This is a genomic window from Chryseobacterium artocarpi, from assembly GCF_001684975.1.
Taxonomy (GTDB): domain Bacteria; phylum Bacteroidota; class Bacteroidia; order Flavobacteriales; family Weeksellaceae; genus Chryseobacterium; species Chryseobacterium artocarpi.
The window spans coordinates 590,972-612,621 of record NZ_MAYH01000034.1; the positions used below are offsets into that span (position 1 = coordinate 590,972).

The 21,650-nt window shown below is 35.0% G+C and carries 21 protein-coding genes and 1 tRNA gene; 4 read left to right on the forward strand and 18 right to left on the reverse strand.

Annotated elements, in window-relative coordinates; all coding sequences use genetic code 11:
• Window positions 1-26: 26 nt before the first annotated feature.
• Window positions 27-461, reverse strand: a complete 435-nt coding sequence (locus BBI01_RS14205; RefSeq protein WP_065395306.1) for a hypothetical protein — start codon at window positions 459-461, stop codon at window positions 27-29.
• Between the two features lie 231 nt (window positions 462-692).
• Here BBI01_RS14205 and BBI01_RS14210 point away from each other — a divergent pair, with 231 nt between their 5' ends.
• Entirely contained in the window at window positions 693-3,572 is a 2,880-nt protein-coding gene (locus tag BBI01_RS14210) for a Kelch repeat-containing protein (protein ID WP_065395307.1), read from the forward strand.
• A 225-nt stretch (window positions 3,573-3,797) separates the two neighbouring features.
• Here the strand turns inward: BBI01_RS14210 and BBI01_RS14215 are convergent.
• The 11 genes from BBI01_RS14215 to BBI01_RS14265 all read right to left on the reverse strand — a co-directional run bounded on the left by BBI01_RS14215 (window position 3,798) and on the right by BBI01_RS14265 (window position 14,292).
• Window positions 3,798-3,873: transfer RNA gene (locus tag BBI01_RS14215), tRNA-His, on the reverse strand.
• A gap of 35 nt (window positions 3,874-3,908) precedes the next feature.
• A complete protein-coding gene (gene bshB1, locus BBI01_RS14220) occupies window positions 3,909-4,628 on the reverse strand; it encodes a bacillithiol biosynthesis deacetylase BshB1 (protein WP_065395308.1) in 720 nt (239 codons plus the stop codon).
• A gap of 82 nt (window positions 4,629-4,710) precedes the next feature.
• Window positions 4,711-6,363 carry a tetratricopeptide repeat protein gene (locus tag BBI01_RS14225; RefSeq protein WP_065395309.1) on the reverse strand — a complete coding sequence of 551 codons (1,653 nt, stop codon included), beginning with the start codon at window positions 6,361-6,363 and terminating at the stop codon, window positions 4,711-4,713.
• A 92-nt stretch (window positions 6,364-6,455) separates the two neighbouring features.
• Entirely contained in the window at window positions 6,456-7,328 is an 873-nt protein-coding gene (locus BBI01_RS14230) for a PstS family phosphate ABC transporter substrate-binding protein (RefSeq protein ID WP_065395310.1), read from the reverse strand.
• Window positions 7,318-7,515, reverse strand: a complete 198-nt coding sequence (locus BBI01_RS14235; RefSeq protein ID WP_228394012.1) for a DUF308 domain-containing protein — start codon at window positions 7,513-7,515, stop codon at window positions 7,318-7,320. The genes BBI01_RS14230 and BBI01_RS14235 overlap by 11 nt, the downstream gene beginning before the upstream one ends.
• A 78-nt stretch (window positions 7,516-7,593) precedes the next feature.
• The gene (locus BBI01_RS14240) at window positions 7,594-8,436 is read right to left on the reverse strand and encodes an energy transducer TonB (RefSeq protein WP_065395312.1); all 843 of its coding nucleotides are present in this window, start codon (window positions 8,434-8,436) and stop codon (window positions 7,594-7,596) included.
• Window positions 8,437-8,464: 28 nt separating this feature from the next.
• Window positions 8,465-9,031, reverse strand: a complete 567-nt coding sequence (locus BBI01_RS14245) for an ExbD/TolR family protein (protein WP_065395313.1) — start codon at window positions 9,029-9,031, stop codon at window positions 8,465-8,467.
• Between the two features lie 11 nt (window positions 9,032-9,042).
• Window positions 9,043-9,651 (reverse strand): ExbD/TolR family protein, encoded by a 609-nt coding sequence (locus tag BBI01_RS14250; RefSeq protein WP_065395314.1) that lies wholly within the window; start codon window positions 9,649-9,651, stop codon window positions 9,043-9,045.
• 61 nt (window positions 9,652-9,712) lie between these two features.
• Window positions 9,713-10,576 carry a MotA/TolQ/ExbB proton channel family protein gene (locus BBI01_RS14255; RefSeq protein ID WP_065395315.1) on the reverse strand — a complete coding sequence of 288 codons (864 nt, stop codon included), beginning with the start codon at window positions 10,574-10,576 and terminating at the stop codon, window positions 9,713-9,715.
• A gap of 240 nt (window positions 10,577-10,816) precedes the next feature.
• Complete coding sequence (leuS, locus tag BBI01_RS14260) at window positions 10,817-13,630, reverse strand: leucine--tRNA ligase (RefSeq protein ID WP_065395316.1); 2,814 nt, start codon at window positions 13,628-13,630, stop codon at window positions 10,817-10,819.
• A 179-nt stretch (window positions 13,631-13,809) separates the two neighbouring features.
• A complete protein-coding gene (locus BBI01_RS14265) occupies window positions 13,810-14,292 on the reverse strand; it encodes a lipocalin family protein (RefSeq protein WP_065395317.1) in 483 nt (160 codons plus the stop codon).
• A gap of 200 nt (window positions 14,293-14,492) precedes the next feature.
• Between BBI01_RS14265 and BBI01_RS14270 the strand changes: the two genes are divergently transcribed.
• The 3 genes from BBI01_RS14270 to BBI01_RS14280 are packed head-to-tail and all read left to right on the forward strand — an operon-like array spanning window position 14,493 to window position 16,876.
• The gene (locus tag BBI01_RS14270; RefSeq protein ID WP_065395318.1) at window positions 14,493-15,470 is read left to right on the forward strand and encodes an acyltransferase family protein; all 978 of its coding nucleotides are present in this window, start codon (window positions 14,493-14,495) and stop codon (window positions 15,468-15,470) included.
• A 24-nt stretch (window positions 15,471-15,494) separates the two neighbouring features.
• Window positions 15,495-16,250, forward strand: coding sequence for a glycosyltransferase family 2 protein (locus BBI01_RS14275; protein WP_065395319.1), 756 nt, complete (start codon window positions 15,495-15,497; stop codon window positions 16,248-16,250).
• On the forward strand, window positions 16,250-16,876 hold the full coding sequence (locus tag BBI01_RS14280; protein WP_065395320.1) for a deoxyuridine 5'-triphosphate nucleotidohydrolase: 627 nt from the start codon (window positions 16,250-16,252) through the stop codon (window positions 16,874-16,876). The genes BBI01_RS14275 and BBI01_RS14280 overlap by 1 nt, the downstream gene beginning before the upstream one ends.
• Here BBI01_RS14280 and BBI01_RS14285 read toward each other — a convergent pair.
• The 6 genes from BBI01_RS14285 to BBI01_RS14310 form a co-directional block, all read right to left on the reverse strand.
• Entirely contained in the window at window positions 16,868-18,106 is a 1,239-nt protein-coding gene (locus BBI01_RS14285) for a 3-deoxy-D-manno-octulosonic acid transferase (protein ID WP_123862152.1), read from the reverse strand. The genes BBI01_RS14280 and BBI01_RS14285 overlap by 9 nt on opposite strands.
• 12 nt (window positions 18,107-18,118) lie before the next feature.
• A complete protein-coding gene (locus tag BBI01_RS14290) occupies window positions 18,119-18,586 on the reverse strand; it encodes a DUF1648 domain-containing protein (RefSeq protein ID WP_065395322.1) in 468 nt (155 codons plus the stop codon).
• A gap of 3 nt (window positions 18,587-18,589) precedes the next feature.
• The gene (locus BBI01_RS14295; RefSeq protein WP_065395323.1) at window positions 18,590-19,306 is read right to left on the reverse strand and encodes a C40 family peptidase; all 717 of its coding nucleotides are present in this window, start codon (window positions 19,304-19,306) and stop codon (window positions 18,590-18,592) included.
• A 79-nt stretch (window positions 19,307-19,385) separates the two neighbouring features.
• The gene (locus BBI01_RS14300) at window positions 19,386-20,033 is read right to left on the reverse strand and encodes an O-methyltransferase (RefSeq protein WP_065395324.1); all 648 of its coding nucleotides are present in this window, start codon (window positions 20,031-20,033) and stop codon (window positions 19,386-19,388) included.
• 132 nt (window positions 20,034-20,165) lie between these two features.
• Window positions 20,166-20,318, reverse strand: a complete 153-nt coding sequence (locus BBI01_RS22565) for a CCPGW family putative bacteriocin (RefSeq protein ID WP_123862153.1) — start codon at window positions 20,316-20,318, stop codon at window positions 20,166-20,168.
• Between the two features lie 480 nt (window positions 20,319-20,798).
• Window positions 20,799-21,635 carry an OmpA family protein gene (locus BBI01_RS14310; RefSeq protein ID WP_065395326.1) on the reverse strand — a complete coding sequence of 279 codons (837 nt, stop codon included), beginning with the start codon at window positions 21,633-21,635 and terminating at the stop codon, window positions 20,799-20,801.
• Window positions 21,636-21,650 lie beyond the last annotated feature (15 nt).

Genomic DNA, 21,650 nt, shown 5'->3' on the forward strand with positions numbered 1-21,650 from the left:
GTATTTTGTTTGTTAGTATAGTTTGATTACCAATAACTTCCTGCCAGAAAAGTAAGTCTTATAAACGTAAATGTATGTTGTAAATCCAGATTAATTGTTTGTGTAAGATCTTCAAATTGCTCATCATTGTAAAATACTGCAAACATTCCATCTTCAAAAGCCTGAATAGCATTTTCCTGAGCTTTTTGTACATCTGCTTTTTTAAGGTTATAGATACTTCCAAACCCAACTTTACCGGTATCTGTAAGAATATTAAGATAATTATCTGTTGGAATTTTAGTATAATCTTCATCTTCCAGCTCAAATGATTTTGCATTAAATGCCTCAACCTGCTGCTGAACGATTAACTTTAATAAGTTTTTTAATGAGATATTTGAATCATCGTATGCGATGTCAATTTTTTGTTCCGAAAGAACAGGGTGCTTTTTCCCCAACTGCTTTACAGTGACTTTTATTTCCATATTTGAACTTAGTGCAGTTAAATATAGGAAAATTTTCTCCTGCTAATGGATCAAATTGAGATTTTATGATGAATATCAATACATCAGTTGAAAATATAATCAATAAGATCAATTTTATATTTACTCAACCTAAGTAAGTTTATAGTTTTATAGTAATTATCTGATATTATTCTATTTAAACACCCGATAATAATACTTTTTTTGTATTTTTAGTCTATCTAAAAACACGCTATGAAACAATTTTTCTTTCTTTTGATAAGTTCCTTATGCTTATCCCAAAACATCAATTTTACATGGATCAACGGAGGAAACCAAACTGAGCAACCAGCTGAATTTGGACTCTATGGCATAGAGAGCAGTGAAAATTGGCCCAATACTTTAATGGAAATGTCCTATGTAAAGGATAATGACGGTACATTCTGGATGTTTGGCGGCTATACTACCGGATGGGTAGCCAACTCATCTAATTTATTACTAAGCTACAACCTTCAGAATAACAATTTCACATTCAGAAAAGGGTGGTTCTTCCATGATTTTAATGGATACAGCAAAGGAATAAATGTAGAAAGCTACCGCAATACTCCCGGAGCGCTGAGATGCACTTCTCTTTGGGCTTCTGTCAATAAAACCCTGTATAAATTTGGAGGTTCAGATGCCTCTAATTCAGCAAAAAATGATTTATGGAAATTCAATATTACGACCAATAATTGGGTTAAAATTTCTAATGGAACAGCTGATGGCAGCGGAAACTTTGGGATTAAAGGAGTAGAAAATGCATCCAATGTACCTCCTGCTTTAGTGTATACAACAACCTGGACAGACCAAGCTGGAAACCTCTATTTTTTTGGTGGCAAAACTTCGGTTAGTTATAATGCTAGTGAGTATAACACCATCTGGAAGTATAATATCTCCTCCAATATGTGGAGCTGGATCGGAGGAAGTGATCAACCCAATATTGATGGAGTATACAATACAGTGGGTATAGAAAATCCTCTAAATACTCCAAGTGCCAGATACGGATCATGTTCATTTAAAGATCAGCAGGGAAATATTTTTATTTACGGGGGATATCATAAGACTCCTACTATGAACTACTACTACAATGATCTATGGAAGTTTAATCCTGTAAACGGACAATGGACATGGATGAAAGGAAGCCAGACCAGCACCGAAAATATTGCAGCTGCTGTAGGAGTAGAAAACAGTAATAACCTGCCCGGAACATTATACAGCTACCTAACCAATCCCAAACCCAATAACTGGACCGATAAAAATGGAGATTTCTGGATTCAGGTAAATTACTATATGTGGAAATACACACTTTCAAGTAATTCCTGGACATTAATGAAAATAAACGGAACCCCTCCTATTTCCCAACCACCTGTATATGGAACTTTAAATGTGGAGTCCCCGCAAAACTTTCCGGGATTCAGAAACTCGTCAGCTTGTTGGACAGGAAATGATGGTAATTTTTATTTATATAATGGAACTATTAGATCTACAATCACTTATGGGATTGATCTATGGAAATTTAATACAACAACTAATAATTGGGTGCATATTAAAGGTCCAGGAATCACAAGCGGTGGCAATTCATACGATTTTGTATCTTATGAAAAACTTGCCGGACTTGTTGAAGATGAAAATACGCCTGGAGGAACAGGAAAATTTGGAGCCCAATGGAATGATTCTGAAGGAAACTTATGGGTTTACGGCATCTATGGAAAATTTTTGAATGAAGTAAATACTTCAGACTATTCTTCCGTAGATTTATGGAAATTCAATTCATCACAAAAAAAATGGCAATGGATTAACGGAAATGAAAACTGCTTCTTTAAGTCATATTCAGGAGATCTCATCAACTATGGAACCTTAAATATTGAAAATAAAAGAAATGCTCCCGGAAGCAGACTGGATGCTATGTCGTGGTCAGACAGCAACGACAATCTCTGGATGTTCGGAGGGCAGGTAACCTCTATCAATTCCTATTATCAGGATTTATGGATGTATAATAAAGCATCCAATAACTGGGTGTGGAAAGGTGGGGTAAAAAATGCTGATTATGGATTTAACCGACATGGAAATTACGGAGTTCAGGGCACCTACTCTTCTACTAATATTCCGGGAGCAAGAGTAAGAGGGAAAACATGGACAGATGCACAGGGAAATTTTTACCTATATGGTGGCTATGGATTTGATGAAACCTCTACCAATGAAGGTTATCTGAATGACTTATGGAAATTTGATGTAACCCTAAATCAATGGACATGGCTAAGCGGAGATAAAACTATCAATAATTACAATAGTTCCGGATATCCGCCAGCTGATTACAACACAGGAATAAGCTGGACTGATCAGGATAAAAATTTCTGGTATTTTTCCTCAAGCAGAATGTGGAAATACCAAACCTCCACAAACACCTGGACTAATACAGGCAACCCTCATCCTTTTGGAGACCCTAATTACGGAACGATGGGAGTAGAAAATACCAGCAATTTCCCTGGTGATAGAAGCAAGGCTTTAACATGGACCGGCAAAAATGGAGATTTATGGCTTATGGGCGGTAATAGCTCATCTCAACAAAATTTGTGGAAATATAATATAAATTCCAACAAATGGGTCTGGATGTATGGTCCTAAAACTTCCACTCCATCCAATTATAATTATGGGCAAATCAATATTCCTTCTACCACCAATTTACCTCCATACAGACATTACTCTGCTACCTGGAACGACAGTGTTGGAAATTTATACTTTTTTGGAGGAACTCAAACCGAGACTTATGATCATATAAACTATAATGATGTCTGGAAAATAGATATTACAAATTATAATCTCATCACACTCAGTACAGATGAGGTTTTAGAACCTAACTCAAAATTCAAAGTACATCCTACTTATTTCACAGATAAAATAACGTTAGAATCCTTAGAAGATTTTGAAAGTATTACAATTTCAGATTTTTCCGGAAGAAATATCAAATCGTTAAATTTTGATTTAAATAAAAGAAAAGTTATTGATTTATCGGATTTAAAAACGGGAGCTTATATATTGAATGTTTATGTAGCTAAAAGCAATCTGCTATTCTCAACAAAAATTATAAAAAAATAAGCTAATCTAATCCGGCACTTCTTATTTTAAATAATAAAACTCTTTTAAATCTCTTTATAATGAAGAGATTTTTTGTTTTTAAAATAACCATTTTGAGAGGCAACAAGAGATATTAAAATAGAAAATATAAAAAAGATCCTGGAAAATACTCGGAAAGTGTTTATGTTTTATCGCAAAAACAGGTACAAAATAAAAAAGTACACTTCTAAAAAGTGTACTTTCTTTGGGTGAATGATGGGTCTCGAACCCACGACCTTCGGAACCACAATCCGACGCTCTAACCAACTGAGCTACAATCACCGTTTTCTGAGTGCAAATATAGGACAATTTTCTCAACTACCAAACAATTCCATCAAAATTTTTTAAAGAAATTAATTTTTCTGACGTAAAGCCCTCAGCGTAAGTCACTCCCGATAATCGCCCTAAATCCTGAGCACGGTACGTTAAGCTCTCATAAAAGTCTTTTGTCGTAATCGGAGTCTCAGGTTCTTTAGAATTCGGATCATAAAATTGAGTTTTATAAGCCATACATGATGCAATCTTCTTGTCAAGAAATTCTGAAATGTCAATAACGAACTCCGGCTTGATATCTTTCCACTGAATATAATGAAAAATATGCTTAGGTCTCCACACTTCCTGAGTCTCTCCCTCCAAAACTGTTTCAATTTTTCTCAGTCCGGATAAAAAGCACGCATCAGACACTAATTTCGCTCCTTTTGCATGATCCGGATGTCTATCATCAATTGCATTGGCTAAGACGATTTCCGGGCGGTATTTGCGAATCATTTTTACAATCCTCATTTGATACTCTTCGGAATTTACAAGAAAGCCATCTTTCATTCCCAGATTCTCTCTTGCAGAAAGCCCAAGGATTTTTGCAGCTTCCGCAGCTTCTGCTTTTCTCGTTTCATCAGTACCTCTTGTTCCAAGCTCTCCTCTGGTAAGATCTACCACTACACATTTTTTTCCTTCCGAAACCATTTTAGCAATAGTTCCACCACATCCCAATTCTACATCGTCAGGATGTGCTCCAAAAGCAAGTATATCAGTTTTCATATAATCAAAGATAAGGTTTAAAATAAAAACTTCCCAAACATTACGAATGGGAAGTTTTAATATCTATAATTTAAATTTTAAATTATTTGTTGATCTCTGCATTTAATTTCACAGCATCCTGATAAGTAGGATCTAACTGTAAAGATTTCGCAACATAATCTTTTGCTTTTGCTAAATCAGAATCTTTGCTCATATAAGCAACTGCGAAGTAAGCATAAGCAAGAGTCTGCTTGTTAGCTTCCTGGTCAGCAGGTTTTACAGTACCGATAAATTTTTCATAAGCTAATTTAGCAGCTTCGTTATTTCCTGCCTGTTGGTAAGAATATCCTTGGCTGTAATAAGCAGGAGCCCAGTCAGGAAGAAGAGCTGACATTTTTTGCCATGTAAGAATAGCTCCATTCCAGTTTTTAGCATCCTGATAAGCCGTAGCTAACTTGAATAAAGCATCTGAATCCTGGCTGTTAGCAGCAACTTGTTTTTTCAATGCCTCAATAGCAGGGTTAGTAGGTCCTTTGTCAGCTTCTGCCTGAGAAGCACCACCACCTCCTGCGATGTTAGCTAATTCTAGATCCCACTTCATTGTTTCATCTTTTGCAGCTTTTGCAATAGCGATCTTTTGTTGAGATTCAGTCGTTAAAGCAGCTTTTTTAGCAGCATCTTTTTCGTCTTTAGCTAATCCGGCAGCAATAAGTCCTTGTAAACCTTGGTCAGCTGGCTGTATTCTTGTTTTCTCAGCCTGAGAAACGAAAGTATCCATGTTTTGTTTTGCATCAGTATAATTTCTGTCTGCATATGCCTGATAAGCTCTCAATTTGAACTTAATAGGGTCTTCAATTTTATCAAAAATCTTATCTAATACAGTTTTAGAATTTGCATAATCTTCGTTTGTGAAGTATAGTTTAGCAATTTCTAATTGAGTATAAGGATCTTCATCAGCATATTTTGTATAGTTAATAAGATCTTGTGTAGCTTTAGCGTTTTGTTGATATCTGATATCATAACCAGCTAATGCTTTATATGCAGGAGCATAAGTAGGGTCTACAGCAATTGCTTTATCTACACTCTCCTTAGCTTTTTGCCATACCTGAGCAGCCATCCATAATGTAGCCATTCTTGTATAAACAGAAGCTTTATTTTTAGCTACCGGTAATGCTTTATCATAAGCAGACATAGCCTCTCCCGGAGCTCTTTTTAATCTGTAAGCATCTCCTAATGTATAATAGTAATGTGCAGGAACTCCTTTTTTCTCAGCTTTCTCAATTGCTTTAGTTAAGAACTGGATAGCTAAGTCAGGTGAACTGTTTTTCTCAAATAAAGTCAAAGCTTCAGCAGCTCTGAACAATACTTCAGCATCTTTTTCTCTTGAATCAGTAACTACTTTTTGAATTTCAGCTACGGCGTTTTTATCACCTTTACCAAGTTTTACAGTAGCTAAACCAATTTTATTAAGATAGCTTTTCCCATCTGCAGCTAAACCTTTATTAAAGTTTTCAGTAGCTTTAGCATAGTCTGGTTCTCCTTGTTTTAAGAAAGTATTTCCTAAATAGAAGTAGTTTTCAGCAGTAGGTTCTTTAGCGATCATGTCAGTGAAATTAGTCTTTGCCTGAGCAAATTTATCACTATCTATACTGTTAATACCATCCTGCAATGTCTGTGCAGAGGCGAAACCGGTAAAAAATACCACAGCTGCTCCAAAAGCAATCTTCTTTACATTCATATTCATTATATCTTTCATTTTATATTTTCTAATAATTGAGTTATATTCTACACAATTTTCAGACCAAAATATTAATTTTAGTAGAGATAAATTGTGAGTTTAATAATTTTTTAACGCATCTGCACTTCTCTCTTGTAGATATTGTAGGGTTGCAGACCTTCTTTTTGAACAATTTTTTGTCCTAAATGAGTACATGAGAATCTGATAAATCCATTAGCAATATTGAAATTTCCTTCATTGGCAAGGAAATAAAGCACTCTGGTAAACGGATATTCCATACTACGCAGACCTTCGAAATCAGCATTGTATGACTTCCCTTTGTCTACTACAGGAAGAACCTTTACCATATCTCTAAGTTTTTCAGAATTTTTATCGTAGGGACGACTGAATGTATTAAGCCCTATAACTCCTATTTTATTTGGAAATTTTCCTAATTCCTCTATGATCTTCTGATTTCCGGGAATAATGGAAAACTTAAGATCTTTAGGCTGTTTTTTCAATTTTTCAGCAACAAAGTTCAGATTACTGGAGTTTGTTCCATCAAAAATAAAATCTTTATTATCTGATAAAAGTCCGGCATTAATCTCTTCCATGGTAATACTTTCCTTTGGAGAGTCTTTCGGGACTACAAAAACCACAGCATCTGCAGCAAATTTAGCCGGAAGAAACTTTAAGTCGGTTCTTTCTTCGTAAGTTTTGATTTCCTCAGGATTAAGGTTTCTTGACATTACAATAACCTTTGCGTTTCCTTTTAAAAGATCAAGCAGCCCTAAATCTTCTTTCTTTGTTTCTACTTTAATACGCGTTTCCGGATAGTTGATCATATAACCATCAGCAAGCGCTTCTGTAACACTTTGAAAGGATTCGTCAGTAAAAATCGTAAGATCTCCTTTGTAATAAGAAGGTGTCTTTTCTTCTTTTTTGCAACCTGTAACGATAATACTTATTATAAAGACAAGTGCAATTTTAAAACTATTCTTCATCTTTCGATTTTTTGATTTTAGCAACGGCTCTATAGATCCTAAAAATACCATATACAATTAAAAGACCTCCCATAGCATAAGCCACACCAGGATCCAAAATGGTAAAGAAGAATTTATAAATAATTACTACAATTCCTAAAACGATATAAAACAATCCCGTAACGAGGGATAACCAATTGAACATCATGTAACAAAAATACCAAAAAAAATAAAAAAGAGAAGCATAACTGCTTCTCTTTTTATTTATAATTTGAATAAATAAGTCTTATTCAAAGTTCATAGTAAATGGTACGCTATAGTAAGATCTTACGCTTTCTCCATTTCTCTTAGCAGGAGTCCACTTTTTAAGTTTCTTAACTACACGCATTGCTTCACTGTTGAAGTCGCCATTTGGAGATTTCTCTTCAATAGTAACGTTTGAAACAGTACCGTCTTTTTCTACAACGAACTTAAGCTTAGCTTTAAGGGTACCTTCACCTCCTTCCATTAGGGAAGTATCGAAGTTATCACCTAAGAATTTTCTTAATGCACCCATACCTCCAGGATATTCTGCAGATTGGTCTACATCTTTATAGATTTCGTTAGGGTTATTCGCTTTCACTTCTACTGTACTAGCTTTAGTACCTGTAGATGGTGGTGGCGGTGGTGGTGTATAAGCCGGAGCTTTTACCCCCTCCTGATTCTGTAAACCAGTTGTAGTTTCCAACTGCTTAGAGATCGGTGGTGGTGGAGTTTCAATTTTCGGAGCTTTTACAGGCTCAGGAACTACGTTCTGAATCACCTCAATTTTCTCCTCTTCTTTTGGTGGTGGAGGTGGTGGAGGTGGTTCTTCTTCTTTAGGCTGCTCGATAATCGGTTCTTCTTCAAGGATATCTACAAGTTCTGCCTTTACTTCTTGCTTAGGCGGAGCTGTAAGATTCTTGATCGTAAGATAGATGAACGGAGACAAAGCTGCTAAAAGGAATAAAGCTGTTCCGATGATAAAAGACTTTGTTAAAAGTCTCGGATACTGATGTCTAAGATCATAGGCACCATATTCCTTGTTTCTATTTTCAAATACGATCTCGTCTAAAGAAAGCTTCTGACCGTATACATTTTCATCTGCCATAGATTAGTATAACAATTTTATGGTTAAATTACTTTGTGGCAGCCGGTGCAGCAGCACCACCTACTTTCTTATCATAAACAGCTTTTTCCCAAGGCTTGATATCAGTAACACCGTACTGCTCACTCTTAGTAATTGCCATTTCATCAAGAATATCTACAAAGTTCTTATATACAGCATCATCAGTTGGCTTAATGATCACCGTAAATTTACTTTGATCTGCAGCTCTAGATTTTGCCTGCTGAATTACTTTTCTAATTCCTTCTCTATCAAGAGTAGTTTCCATAAGAGTCTGGTCATTCAAGGATGTTGCATCCTGCTGGTGCCAGAAAACTCTATTGTCTTTTCCTAATAAGATAGAAATTGAGTTAGAAAGTTTAATTTCTGTTGGAGGTGGTTTTTGTTTATCATCTTTCGGTTTAGCCGGAAGACCCAAATCCATAACATTCGGTTTACTGAATGTAGTTGTGAACATAAAGAAGGTAATCAATAGGAAACCTAAGTCCACCATCGGAGTCATATCGACTCTGGTACTCTGCTTCTTGGAACGGACCTTGCCGCCCTTGCCGCCTTTTTCTTGTACTTGTACTTCTGCCATTTCTATCGATATTATTCGTTAGGTTTACCTTCTTGTGATGTAATCAACCAAAATTTAAGAAAATCAATATCTCTTAAACCTTCAAACAGGCTTTTAACTTTAGGGTACTGAGTAGTAACGTCACCTTTAATAGCTAACTTGTAGTCAGGGTTAACGCTCAAACTTTCTTTTACCCAATCAATTAATTGCTTATTTGTACTGTCCATAGGAATACCTGTAGGACTCTTATAATTTTTCTGCTCATCTCCAGACATGTCCAAGTAACCTTTAAGCTGGTTCATTGGAACTCCAATTGCCTGAACTTTCTGGAAAGCAGCTTTTTGGTTGTTGTCAAAAGTAATACCATACTTTTGTCCCATTTTTTCCAAAAGAGCAACTCTTTCTGATGCATTCTCTACTGGTTGGAAATAGAATTTTCCGTCCGGAGTAGCGTTGATAGTCATTAAACTAGCATCAGGAAGCAATTTTTCCGAAATTGAAGATGGCGGTTTGATCTGCTCCACGTCAGGTTTTTTAAACTGAGTGGTCAAGATAAAGAACGTAAGGAGTAGGAACGCAACGTCACACATTGCAGTCATGTCCGTAATTACTCCATGTCTTTTTGGTTTGACTCTCGCCATTATTATAAAATATTTTTAATTAAACTTCTTTTAATTGCTAATGCAAATTTCTTGCTAATTCTTAGTTGAATTCAGCGAAAGATTGTTGGATACTCATAGAGATCTCATCGATCTTGTAAGTTAATCCGTCAATTTTAGAAGTAAAGAAGTTATAAAGGATAATAGCGATAGCTGAAGTACCAATACCTAATGCCGTGTTGATCAAGGCTTCAGAGATACCTGTAGATAGAGCAGCAGCATCTGGAGTACCACCTCCTGAACCTAATGCGAAGAACGCCTTGATCATCCCGATTACCGTTCCAAGTAGAGCTACTAACGTTGCAACTGTACCTAAAGTAGAAAGGATCATCATGTTTTTCTCAAGCATTGGCATCTCAAGAGTTGTAGCTTCTTCGATAGCTTTGTTAAGTGCTACCATTTTTTGCTCTTTATTTAAAGTAGTATCGTGAGAAAGTGCTTTGTAAGTAGTAAGACCTTCTTTTACTACGTTACCTACAGAACCTTGTTGTCTGTCACACTCTTCGATAGCTTCGTCAATTTTGTTTTGGTTTAGTAAGCTTCTTACTTGTACAACGAAGTTGTCTAAGTTTCCTTTACCAGCAGCTTTACCTAAAACGAAATATCTTTCAAAAGAGAAAACGATTACAGTAATCATGAAAGTAATCAAGATTGGTACGATAACCCCTCCTTTGTAGATAATACCTAAAAACGACTCTGGGTGAATGTCTTTACCTTCAATACTTGAAAAAGCTACAGATCCGCTTCCTAGTTTGTCTGCGTCTTTAAAGTTTCCTGGGCTACCAAGAACGAATAAATAAATACATACTCCTATAGCAAATAGAATAGGAATAATAACAGCTGGATTTAAACCTCCTGCCTTTCTAGCAACTACTTGCTCATCATTTTTTGAAACATTCATTTCCATATTTAACTAAATTATATTGTTTTAAAATTTTACAGGGTGTAAATTAAAGGCAAAATTAATTAAAATGCAAGAGTCTGAATTAAACATTTTGCTTTTTTTTAATAAAGAAAATTTAATACGATTTTGATATTATAATTATTCGCAAATATTTTATTTATTTTTTTCAAATTTAACATTTGAGTTAAAAAATCAAAAAAATAAGACCTTCATTTTTTTTAATTTCCCAATGTTAATTTTTTTTTAAATTACGATATTCACAATACGGTGAGGGACTACAATGATTTTTTTAGGGGTTTTACCCTCCAAAATCTGTTGCATTTTCTCATTAGAAATCACCAAATCTTCTACCTCCTTAGCAGATAATTGAGCTGAAAGAGAAATTTTGAACTTCATTTTACCATTTACGCTTACCGGATATTCAATTTCGTCTTCTACTAAATATTCTTCATTCAACACCGGGAATTTCTCAAATTCAATAGATGTATCGTGCCCTAATAAACTCCACAGTTCTTCACAGATGTGAGGCGCATACGGAGAAATGATAACGGCTAACGGTTCTAAAATATTGCGCTTGTTACATTTTAATTTTTGAAGTTCGTTTACAGCAATCATAAATGATGATACTGAAGTATTGAAAGAGAAGTTCTCAATATCGTAAACTACTTTCTTTATTAAGGTATGTAATACTTTATATTCTGCTTTTGTAGGTTCTTCTTCAGAAACTTCAAATACATCTCCATTGAAATATAGATTCCAGAATTTCTTAAGGAAACCATATACTCCACTAAGACCTTGTGTATTCCAAGGCTTGGATTGTTCTAATGGTCCTAAGAACATTTCGTATAATCTTAATCCGTCTGCTCCGTACTCTTCACAGATATCATCCGGGTTTACTACATTATATTTAGACTTGGACATTTTTTCTACTTCACGGTCTGTGATGTATTTTCCGTCTTCTAAAATAAATTCTGCATCGGCATAGTCTGGTCTCCAGGCTTTGAATGCTTCAGTATCTAATTCGTCAGATGTTCCTTTTAATAAGGATACGTCTACGTGAATCTGCTGAGTCTGATATTCGCTTGCAAGATTTTTAGATACATATTGATTGGTTCCATCAATTCTGTAAACAAATGCACTCATTCCTAAGATCATTCCTTGGTTGATCAATTTCTGGAAAGGTTCATCGTGGTTAATATATCCTCTGTCTTTTAAGAACATATTCCAGAAACGTGAATATAATAAGTGTCCTGTTGCATGTTCACTACCTCCTATATATAGGTCTACCTGTCCCCAATAATCTGCTAATTCTTTTTTAACAAAAGTTTCTTCATCATTAGGATCCATATATCTAAGGAAATACCATGAGCTTCCAGCCCAACCTGGCATTGTAGATAATTCTAACGGGAATATTGTTTTGTCATCAATTAAATCTGTAGCCACCACTTTCTGATTGGCTTCATCCCAGGCAAATTCTTTTGCATTCCCCAGTGGTGGATCTCCATCTTCAGTCGGCAAATATTTTTCAACTTCAGGAAGTTCCAACGGTAAAGCAGAAGTTGGCAACGTGTAAGGCATTCCATCCTTATAATATATAGGAACTGGTTCACCCCAATAACGCTGTCTTGAGAAAATGGCATCACGCTGTCTGTAGTTTGTAGTTCCGTGACCGATTCCTTTAGTTTCGATCTCTGCAATTATTTTTGATTTTGCATCATTATAATTTAATCCGTTTAAGAAATCAGAGTTTACACAAACAGAGTCTTTAGAGTCAAAAGCTTTTTCCTGAACGTCTTCTTCTGTTTCTACAACTTTTTTAATTTCTAAATTAAATTTCTTTGCAAATCTGTGGTCACGCTCATCATGTGCAGGAACAGCCATTACCGCTCCTGTTCCATATCCCATCAATACATAATCTGAAATATAGATTGGCATTTTTTCTCCACTGAACGGATTGATTGCATAACTTCCTGTGAAAGCTCCGCTCACGTTTTTCACGTCAGACATTCTATCTCTTTCGGATTTTTTGGAAGTTTCTTCTATATAAGTATCTACTTCTACTTTTTGAGCATCTGTAGTAATTGTTTCTACTAATGGATTTTCCGGTGCCAATACCATAAAGGTTGCTCCAAAAATAGTATCAGGTCTTGTCGTAAATACCTCAACGATTTCGTCATGACCTTCTACCTGAAACTGAACCTGTGCTCCTTGCGACTTACCGATCCAGTATTCCTGAGAATCTTTCAACGGCTGTGGCCAGTCTAATGTAGAAAGACCTTGTAGTAATCTTTCAGAGTATGCAGAAATCCTCATACTCCACTGCATCATTTTCTTTTGGAATACAGGGAACCCTCCTCTTTCAGATTTCCCGTCTTTTATCTCATCATTTGCTAAAACAGTTCCTAATGCCGGACACCAGTTTACAGTAGTTTCAGCTCTGTAAGCTAAACGATAATTTAAAAGAATGTCTTCTTTATCAAGATCTGAAGCGTTTGCCCATTCTTCTGCTGTAAAGTTTAATTCCTCGTTTTGATTCGCATTTAATCCTTCTGTTCCTTTTTCTTCAAAATGTTTGATTAAGGTTTCAATAGATTCTGCCTTATCTGTATTTTTATTATACCAAGAATGATATAACTCAATGAAGATCCATTGTGTCCATTTATAATAAGAAGCATCGGAAGTTCTCAGCTCTCTGCTCCAGTCGAAAGAGAATCCAATTTTTCTTAATTGTTCTTCGTATCTGTTGATATTTTGTTCTGTAGTGATTGCCGGATGCTGCCCTGTCTGGATTGCATACTGTTCAGCAGGAAGCCCGAAGCTGTCATATCCTACCGGGTGGAGCACATTAAACCCTTGGTGTCTTTTATATCTCGCATAGATGTCTGACGCAATGTATCCTAGCGGATGCCCTACGTGAAGTCCCGCTCCTGATGGGTAAGGAAACATATCGAGTACATAAAATTTTGGTTTATCTGTGTTATTGGAGGTTTTATAGGTTTGATTTTCCTCCCAGTATTTCTGCCACTTTTTTTCTATCTGCTGATGATCGTAAAACACTTGATATATATATTATATGTTAGACTTTAAATATTTGATTGTTTTTCTTTTAACAAGATTCACAAAATTAATGATTTTAAAAGAAATAAAAATTTAAATTATGATGAATTATAATTCTCTGCTCAACAAAAAAGTCTCACCCGAAGATGAGACCTGTTTTTTATATCTTGAAGTACACTTTATTCGTGTTGAGCATCTACTCTTCTGAAAGTATAAGTTCTGGTTTTAAAGACAGTCGGATCCTGGGTTTCTTCTCTTACCGCCAGGTTGAGGGTCTTTTCATCTAATGTAACAACTTTTGCGCTCACAGGCTCTACTACACCCTGAACTTTCATTACCACTGCCTTGCTTTCTTTATCATAAGAGTAAGTGAAATTACTATCCGGCTGGATATCACAAGGACCAGGAACAGCAGGATCTTTCACATCTATCCTTTTTCCGGTAGTTTCATTACTGAACCACCATCTGGACATCTTCTGACAATCTGTATAAGTAATCACATCTGAAACAGGTTGCTCATCTATTTTTACCACAGTTACTACTTCTTTTAACGGTTGCCAAAGCCCAATAATTGTAGATTCCTGGACAAAATCGTTACTTGTAGAACATCCGGAGGCTACCAATAATGATAAACCTGAAAACAGTAGTGCTAATTTCTTCATAGATTAATTTTTTCAAGCGCTAAAATTATAATTTTTTTGATTTATATCACCATTTTTTGTGAAAAATTATTTTATCACCCTTTATTTATATATATATTTAAACTCCGACACCTCATATTCCCTTTATTTAACAAATATTGAACATAGGAAAACCCCTGTATTTTATTAAAAAAGTTATTTTTGTAAGAAAGAAAAAAAAAATGCAAAACATAGCGAAAAACAATTTTGACTTCATCCGTGTTCTCCTCGCCTTCATTGTCTTTGTAGGACACTTGGGAGCTTTAAGTGCCTCTAAACAACTAACCTTCCTGACACACAGCCCTGTAGAAGTTGCCGTTTTTTCGTTTTTTGTGGTAAGTGGTTTCCTGATTGCCAGAAGCTACGAGAGATCTTCCAGCCTTAAAAGCTATGCAAAAAAAAGATTCAACAGAATTGTTCCCGCTTATCTTCTCGTTGTTTTTCTTTGCGCCATTCTGCTCAGTTTAGTCAGCACCTTTTCTTTTTCTGAATACTTTAGTAATACACAGGTTTATAAATACCTCTTCTGGAATTCAATATTTTTAAATTTTAAAGCACCTTGGCTTCCCGGAGTATTCGGAAATCAGGCTGTAAACGGCGCTTTATGGACACTGAAAATAGAAATGTGTTTCTACATGGCTGTCCCATTAATGTTTTTACTGTTTGGAAAAAATAATAAGTACAGAAATATCAGCCTGATCGTATTATATTTTCTTTCACTGATTTATCTTAATTATTTTGAAATGACAGGAAAAGCTTCCATCTCAAGACAGCTGCCTGGTTCTCTATGCTATTTCATTGGAGGAATGCTTTTGTATTTTAATTTTGACAAATTCATTCAGCATAAGAACACTCTTTTTATTATTGCTATTATAACGGTATGGCTGGATCTTGTTTTGAATATCAAGTTATTCTCTCCCATCATGATCAGCATTATTGTCCTGTATATTGCCTATTCCTTTAAGTTTCTGAATAATTTCGGAAAATACGGAGACTTCACCTACGGAATTTACATCTTCCACTTCCCTATCATTAGGGTATTTGCAACATTGGGACTTTTTGCCAATTACAATCCATTCTTAATGGGATTTGTGTGTATGATCGTAGTAATTGGTGTAGGAATTGCTTCATGGCATCTTTATGAAAAAAGATTTTTATAATTTTAAATATATTTAAAAGCACGAATGAAAGACCTTGTCTCCATCATAACCCCTTGTTACAATTCTGCAGAATTTATCGAAGAAACGATACAGTCTGTCCTGAACCAAACCTATGAAAACTGGGAATGGTTGATCACTGATGATCTTTCAAAGGACGACACGGTAGAAATAATCAAAAAATATAATGATCCAAGAATAAAACTTCAGGTTCTGGAAAACAACGGAGGCGCAGGAAATGCAAGAAACAAAAGCCTTGAAAGAGCTCAGGGAAGATACATTGCCTTCTTAGACTCTGATGATTATTGGTATCCAGAATATATTGAAACTATGACAGGCTATATGGAAGAACATCATGTTGAGCTTGTCTATTGTAATTATTCAAGATGTAATGAACAACTTCAGCCTATTATTAAGGATTTCCTTGCGGATAAAGTGGTGACATTCTCCAACCTTTTAAAAACCTGCCGCCTGGCACCTGTTTCTACTATGTACGACACTAAAAGGGTTGGTAAATTCTTATTCCCTGTAAAAAGTAAGCGTGAAGACCATGTAATGTGGTTAAACCTATTAAAAGTAATCCCCGAAGGAATGCCTATTAATAAGACAATGGCAAAATATAGAATGCGTGAAAACAGCGTTTCCAGAAAGAAGAAAAATATCATTAAAGACCAATACCTTGTATATAAAGACTTCATGGGATTCTCTACGCTGAAATCACTTTACTATACAGCTAATTGGGCACTAAACGGATTCCTGAAATATTCAAAAATATTCAATTAATGGAGTATTCAAAAGAGTTTAAAGCAGCATTGAGTGCCTTTTCAAGTACCGAAAAGGATAAACTGATCTTCAGACTTCTGAAAAAGGATAAATTACTTTCCAAAAAACTGTATTTTGAACTTATAGACCCGGAAACTACCGATGATAAGAGAAATGCAATGGAAGAAAATGTGGAAGAGAAAATTCTTTTAGCATCAAAATATATTGGAAATGCAAAATATTTTCTGACCATAGTCCGAAAAATAAGCGCTGAAATTACAGAACATATAAAAATAACAACAGATAAATTCGGAGATGTTTCTCTAAACATCCTGATGATCAATAAGATTTTAGATTACAATGATGATCTTAGCAGACAGAGGTTTGATAACGTTTATAAGCTTTACCTCTATATCATCAATAAGCTCTTTAAATCTTTGATTTTAATCAAAAAATTAGATGAAGATTACTGGATGGAAATCGATGAATTATTCAGGGAAACTCAAAACAAAATATCAGAGAACCATTATCTTCAAAAACTGTGCATAAATAACGGGTTGGATATTAATTGGCTTGAATGTGACAATATTCCGGAGAATATTGAACAGACCATGAAAGAGATTAAAAGCCAGGGATTTTTAAGATAAAATTTTCTGTAAGATCATTGCCGTGGAATTAGGCTTTTCATCAATGAAATTCTTAGCATTCTGAGACATTGTGACAAGCTCTTCTTCATTATCTTTATTGGTCAGAAATAAAACAAATTCTGCAGCAGCATGCTCATCTGTAAAGGACTTACCTCCATTTCCGGCAATAAGATCATCTGCTTCAGGATTCTTTTTATAATGATTACCAAAGATCACCGGAATTCCAAACGTTGCTGCCTCCAGAATATTATGCAGCCCTGCACTATGAAAACCACCGCCAACTACAGCAATATCGGCATAAGAATATAGCTTTGAAAGTAATCCTATACTGTCTATAATCAGAATTTGAGAATTAAAAACTGAAGTTTGTAACCCTTTAATTTCACTGTATAATAAAGCATCTGGAAAGATTTCCTTCAGATATTCTACTCTTTTAAGATCATGAGGTGCAATAATTATTTTTACAGCACTATTCTTTTTGAAAACCATTTCTGCAATCTTCTCTTCAGCCTGCCATGAACTTCCAAAAACCAAAGCTTTATGACCGTTAATAAAATCTGTAATATAATCTACATGGTTATCACGGATCTGAAGCTGCTTCACTCTGTCAAACCTCGTATCTCCTGTCACTGATGACTTTACCAATCCTACACTTTTTGCCAATGCAAAAGAAAACTGAGTTTGGTGAAAAAACCAATCTACATTTTTCTGAAGCTGCTTCACAAACCATTTTCCGTAAGAGGTGAAAAAGGATTGACTTTCGTAAAATAATGCTGAAATCACATAGATTTTCACATTTCTTCTATTAAGCTCCGCCAGTAAATTATACCAATAATCATATTTAACCGTAAAAAATAGTTTAACATCAAACTGTGAAACAAATTCTTTTACAGCAGTCTTTTTATCAAATGGAAGATAACAGATTACATCAGCAATGTGTTTCTTCTTAATAACATTTTCGTATCCTGACGGCGAGAAGAATGTCACCAAAACTTTATGATCGGAAAATCTCTCTTTAAGCTTTTCTAAAACAGGAAGACCTTGTTCATATTCTCCTAAACTAGCAGCATGCATCCAAATAACTTTATCCGTTTTTGAAAAAGCAGATTTGACTTTACCCAAAGTCTGTTTTCTTCCTTCGACGCCTTTTTTAGTTTTATCATTAAACAATGAAAATACTTTCATTCCAAAAACAAGAAGACTGATGAATATGTTATATAGTAAATTCAATTTTTGATTGATTTAATCATTAGATTTTTGAGAACTTTCACGAATAGATTTTATGAGCCCCACGCCAATCACAGCAAACATTAATCCCAGAATAAAAAAAACTGCTCCACTAAGTCTCTGTTGCTTCCCTTCTACAACACGAATACTTTCAATAATAATATCCAGAAACAAGATCATGACAGGAAGCTGTAAAGAAAAAAGATACAGCTTGTGGAATTTCGAGCGACGAAAACCATCAGGAATATTCAACAATGGGGAATTAGGATTTCTGGTAGCTCTTATAAACAGAAAATGAACAAAAGTAGCAATACAAGGCAAAAGCCAGATTGTTGCTTTTCCCGATTCTCCATCTACATTTCCCTGAAAGTCAAAATGAGTAGGAATCATTTCCGGTAATCCAGCATACTTAATTCCTGTAAAAACCCATATGACAATAAGCAATAGAGAGTTTACAATTAGTAATAAGCCGGATGTTTTCATATCTTAAATAACTTTTTTAAGGACTCTTAATTTATGAGTATGCTTGTTCATTTCCTTATTAAAGATTCCCGTAGAGTCCAAAGTATCAATTCTTACCTTTCCTGATGCATGAATGATCTTTTGATTATCCAGCATAATTCCTACGTGAATAATTTTTCCTTCATCATTTTCGAAGAAGGCAAGGTCACCAGGTTGTGTTTCTTCCACAAAAGTAAGCGCCTCTCCCACTTCAGCCTGTTGTGAAGAATCTCTTGGTAATTTAATATTGTGTATTTTATATACCAACTGAGTAAATCCGGAGCAGTCTACGGCAAAAAAGCTTTTACCACCCCATAAATAAGGTACATTAAGGAATTCTTTTGCTGTAAGTGCTATACTTTCTCTTACATCATGGCTTCTTCTTGACGCAACTACAGGAAACTCCACTTCGGAACCCATGGAAAGTAATGTCTTGCCATCATTCATCAATACTGAAGAAAAATCCTCCGTTACGAAAGTCACTTTTCTGCTAGCAAGTTCTTCATCCGTTACAGGCTTGATCTGTTTAGTATCCATCCATCCTTCATAGCCGTCATAATGCATTTTAATTTTAGTCCAGTTTTTATTAACCTCTAAAATATCAGCACTTTCTCCAAACAATATTTCAGTAACAATTTCCGCTCTGTCAGATCCTTCTGCACGAACCGGTGCTACTGTAACAATACAAATTCCTTTATTCATTTTATTTATTTAGAAATTAGGAAACTAAAAGATTTGGAAATCATATGATAATTTGATCCCCAAATCTATTAATCTTTAATTATTTTCTTCTCAGAAAATTTACTCCATCCCGCAAAGGTAGAATAAGATTTTCAAAATCGTCGTCTTTTGCTGCTAAATCATTCAATTCCTGGATAGATTGGGTAGATTTTAGCTTTGGATTTTCCTCCAGTACTTTTCCGTACCAAAGAACATTATCAAACATCACTACCGTCCCAGATTTTGTGTGTGGTTTTATTAACCTGAAATATTCTGCATAGTTTTCCTTGTCAGCGTCTACAAAAATTAAATCAAAAACCTCATCTGTTTCCTTCAAATACTCTTTTGCATCCTGAAGCCTGAAATCAATCTGATCAGCATATTCACTGGATTCAAAGTATTTCTTCGGCAAATAAGCAAGGTCTTCGTTGACATCTAAAGTCGTAATTTTTCCGCCTTTTGCCAATCCAGAAGCAAGACATAAGGTAGCATACCCTGTAAAAGTTCCTATCTCTAGCACATTTTTAGGCTGCATCATTTGAGAAATGATCGTTAACAGTCTTCCCTGCTGGTATCCTGAGATCATATGGGGTTGTGTTGTTTTCTGATAAGTTTCTCTTCTCAGTTTTTTCAGAATTTCAGATTCTGAGGAAGCGTGTGCCTCCAAATATCTATCCATTTCAGGATTCTTTTCTTCAAAAAAACTCATATCTTTTTTTATTTAAACAAATTTACGCATTTTAAAACTTCTTTTGATCCTCTCATCTTATCCGTATATCACCAAAAAAGAGAGAAACGAATCCCTCTCTTAAGATAATCTGTTTGTATGTAGAAAAAGCAACTAGTAAGCGATGCAATACTGCCCTTTTGTTCCACATACCCATCCCGGACAGCAATCACTTGTTCTCTGGCAAATAATCTGCGGGTTGCAGTCTAGAGAAGCACCTTGTACATTTTTCATTTGTCCTCTTGAAAGTTTCGTTAAATTTTTCATAGTAATAATTTTGATTTGTTTTCCTACTCTATAAGATTTTCGGAGACCTCTTTATATTTATTTCCTTTTATGGAGAATTAAATATACGCAATAATTTATCAATCATATTACTTCAAACAGATAAATTATTAATATCAAAACCAAATTATAATTTATAAAATGGGGAAAACCTCATATAAAATACCGTGAAAATACGGATACCATTCGCAGGGGATTAGTAATAAATTTGCAAAGACATCAGAGGGGTAAAAACACTAAGAGAAACAAAATGATTGCAGGAGAAAAACAAATTAACCATGAGAATCAAAAAGTCGTATTATCGAAAGATAAAGCGGCGCCTTCTGCAAGAAAGCCCAAGACTGAAATATCCAATTCATTTTTGCAACGAATTATTTCCCTTTTGAAAAAAGAAGAATTAATTTGATTAAAAAAAATAAATCCCGAATTACTTCGGGATTTATTTTTATGTGTAGTTAAAAACTATTTCTTAACAGGAGCAATATCCATCAGCTTCATAAACTCATCCAGTTTAGGCATGATGATAATTTCCGTTCTTCTGTTTTCTGCTCTTCCGGAAACACTCATATTGGTAGCTTTCGGGTTGTATTCAGAACGTCCACCTGCTGTAATTCTTGCAGGATCCACACCAAATTGTGTCTGAAGAACCTTAGCAACAGAAGTACCTCTCAATGCAGAAAGATCCCAGTTGTCTCTAGGTAAGTTTACTGAGTTTAATGGAGCATTATCCGTATTACCTTCAATCAATACAGAATATTTATCATAATCATTGATTACTTTAGCCACTTTACCTAGCACTTCCTGAGCTGCAGGCAAGATGTTGTAATCACCTGTTTTATATAACATTTTATCAGAAAGGGAGATCATTACTACACCTTTCAATACTTTTACCTGTACATCTTCATCTGATACATTATCCAAAGATCTCTTCAACTTGTTAGATAAAGCAAGGTTTAAACTATCGTTTTTAGCATTGCTTGATATCAATTGCTTGATATATGAATTAGAAGCATTGATTTCTCCTACAAGTTTATCAATGTTAGCAGAACTTTTTCCTGTATTTGAAAGACAAGCGTCAAGTGATGATTTCAAAGCATCATGTTGACTTTTCAATAAATTATTTTCACCCGTCAATGCAGAATTCTGAGATTTCAGATCCTGAATTTCTCTTTGTCTTTCTCCAATATTTTCAATACACTGCTTATAGTTTGTGCTCAAGGCATCATACTGCTTCTTGCTCACACAAGATGTCATCCCCAAAGCCATTGCAGAAACCGCTAAAATTTTTAAAATCTTCATAAGTAATCTTTTTTA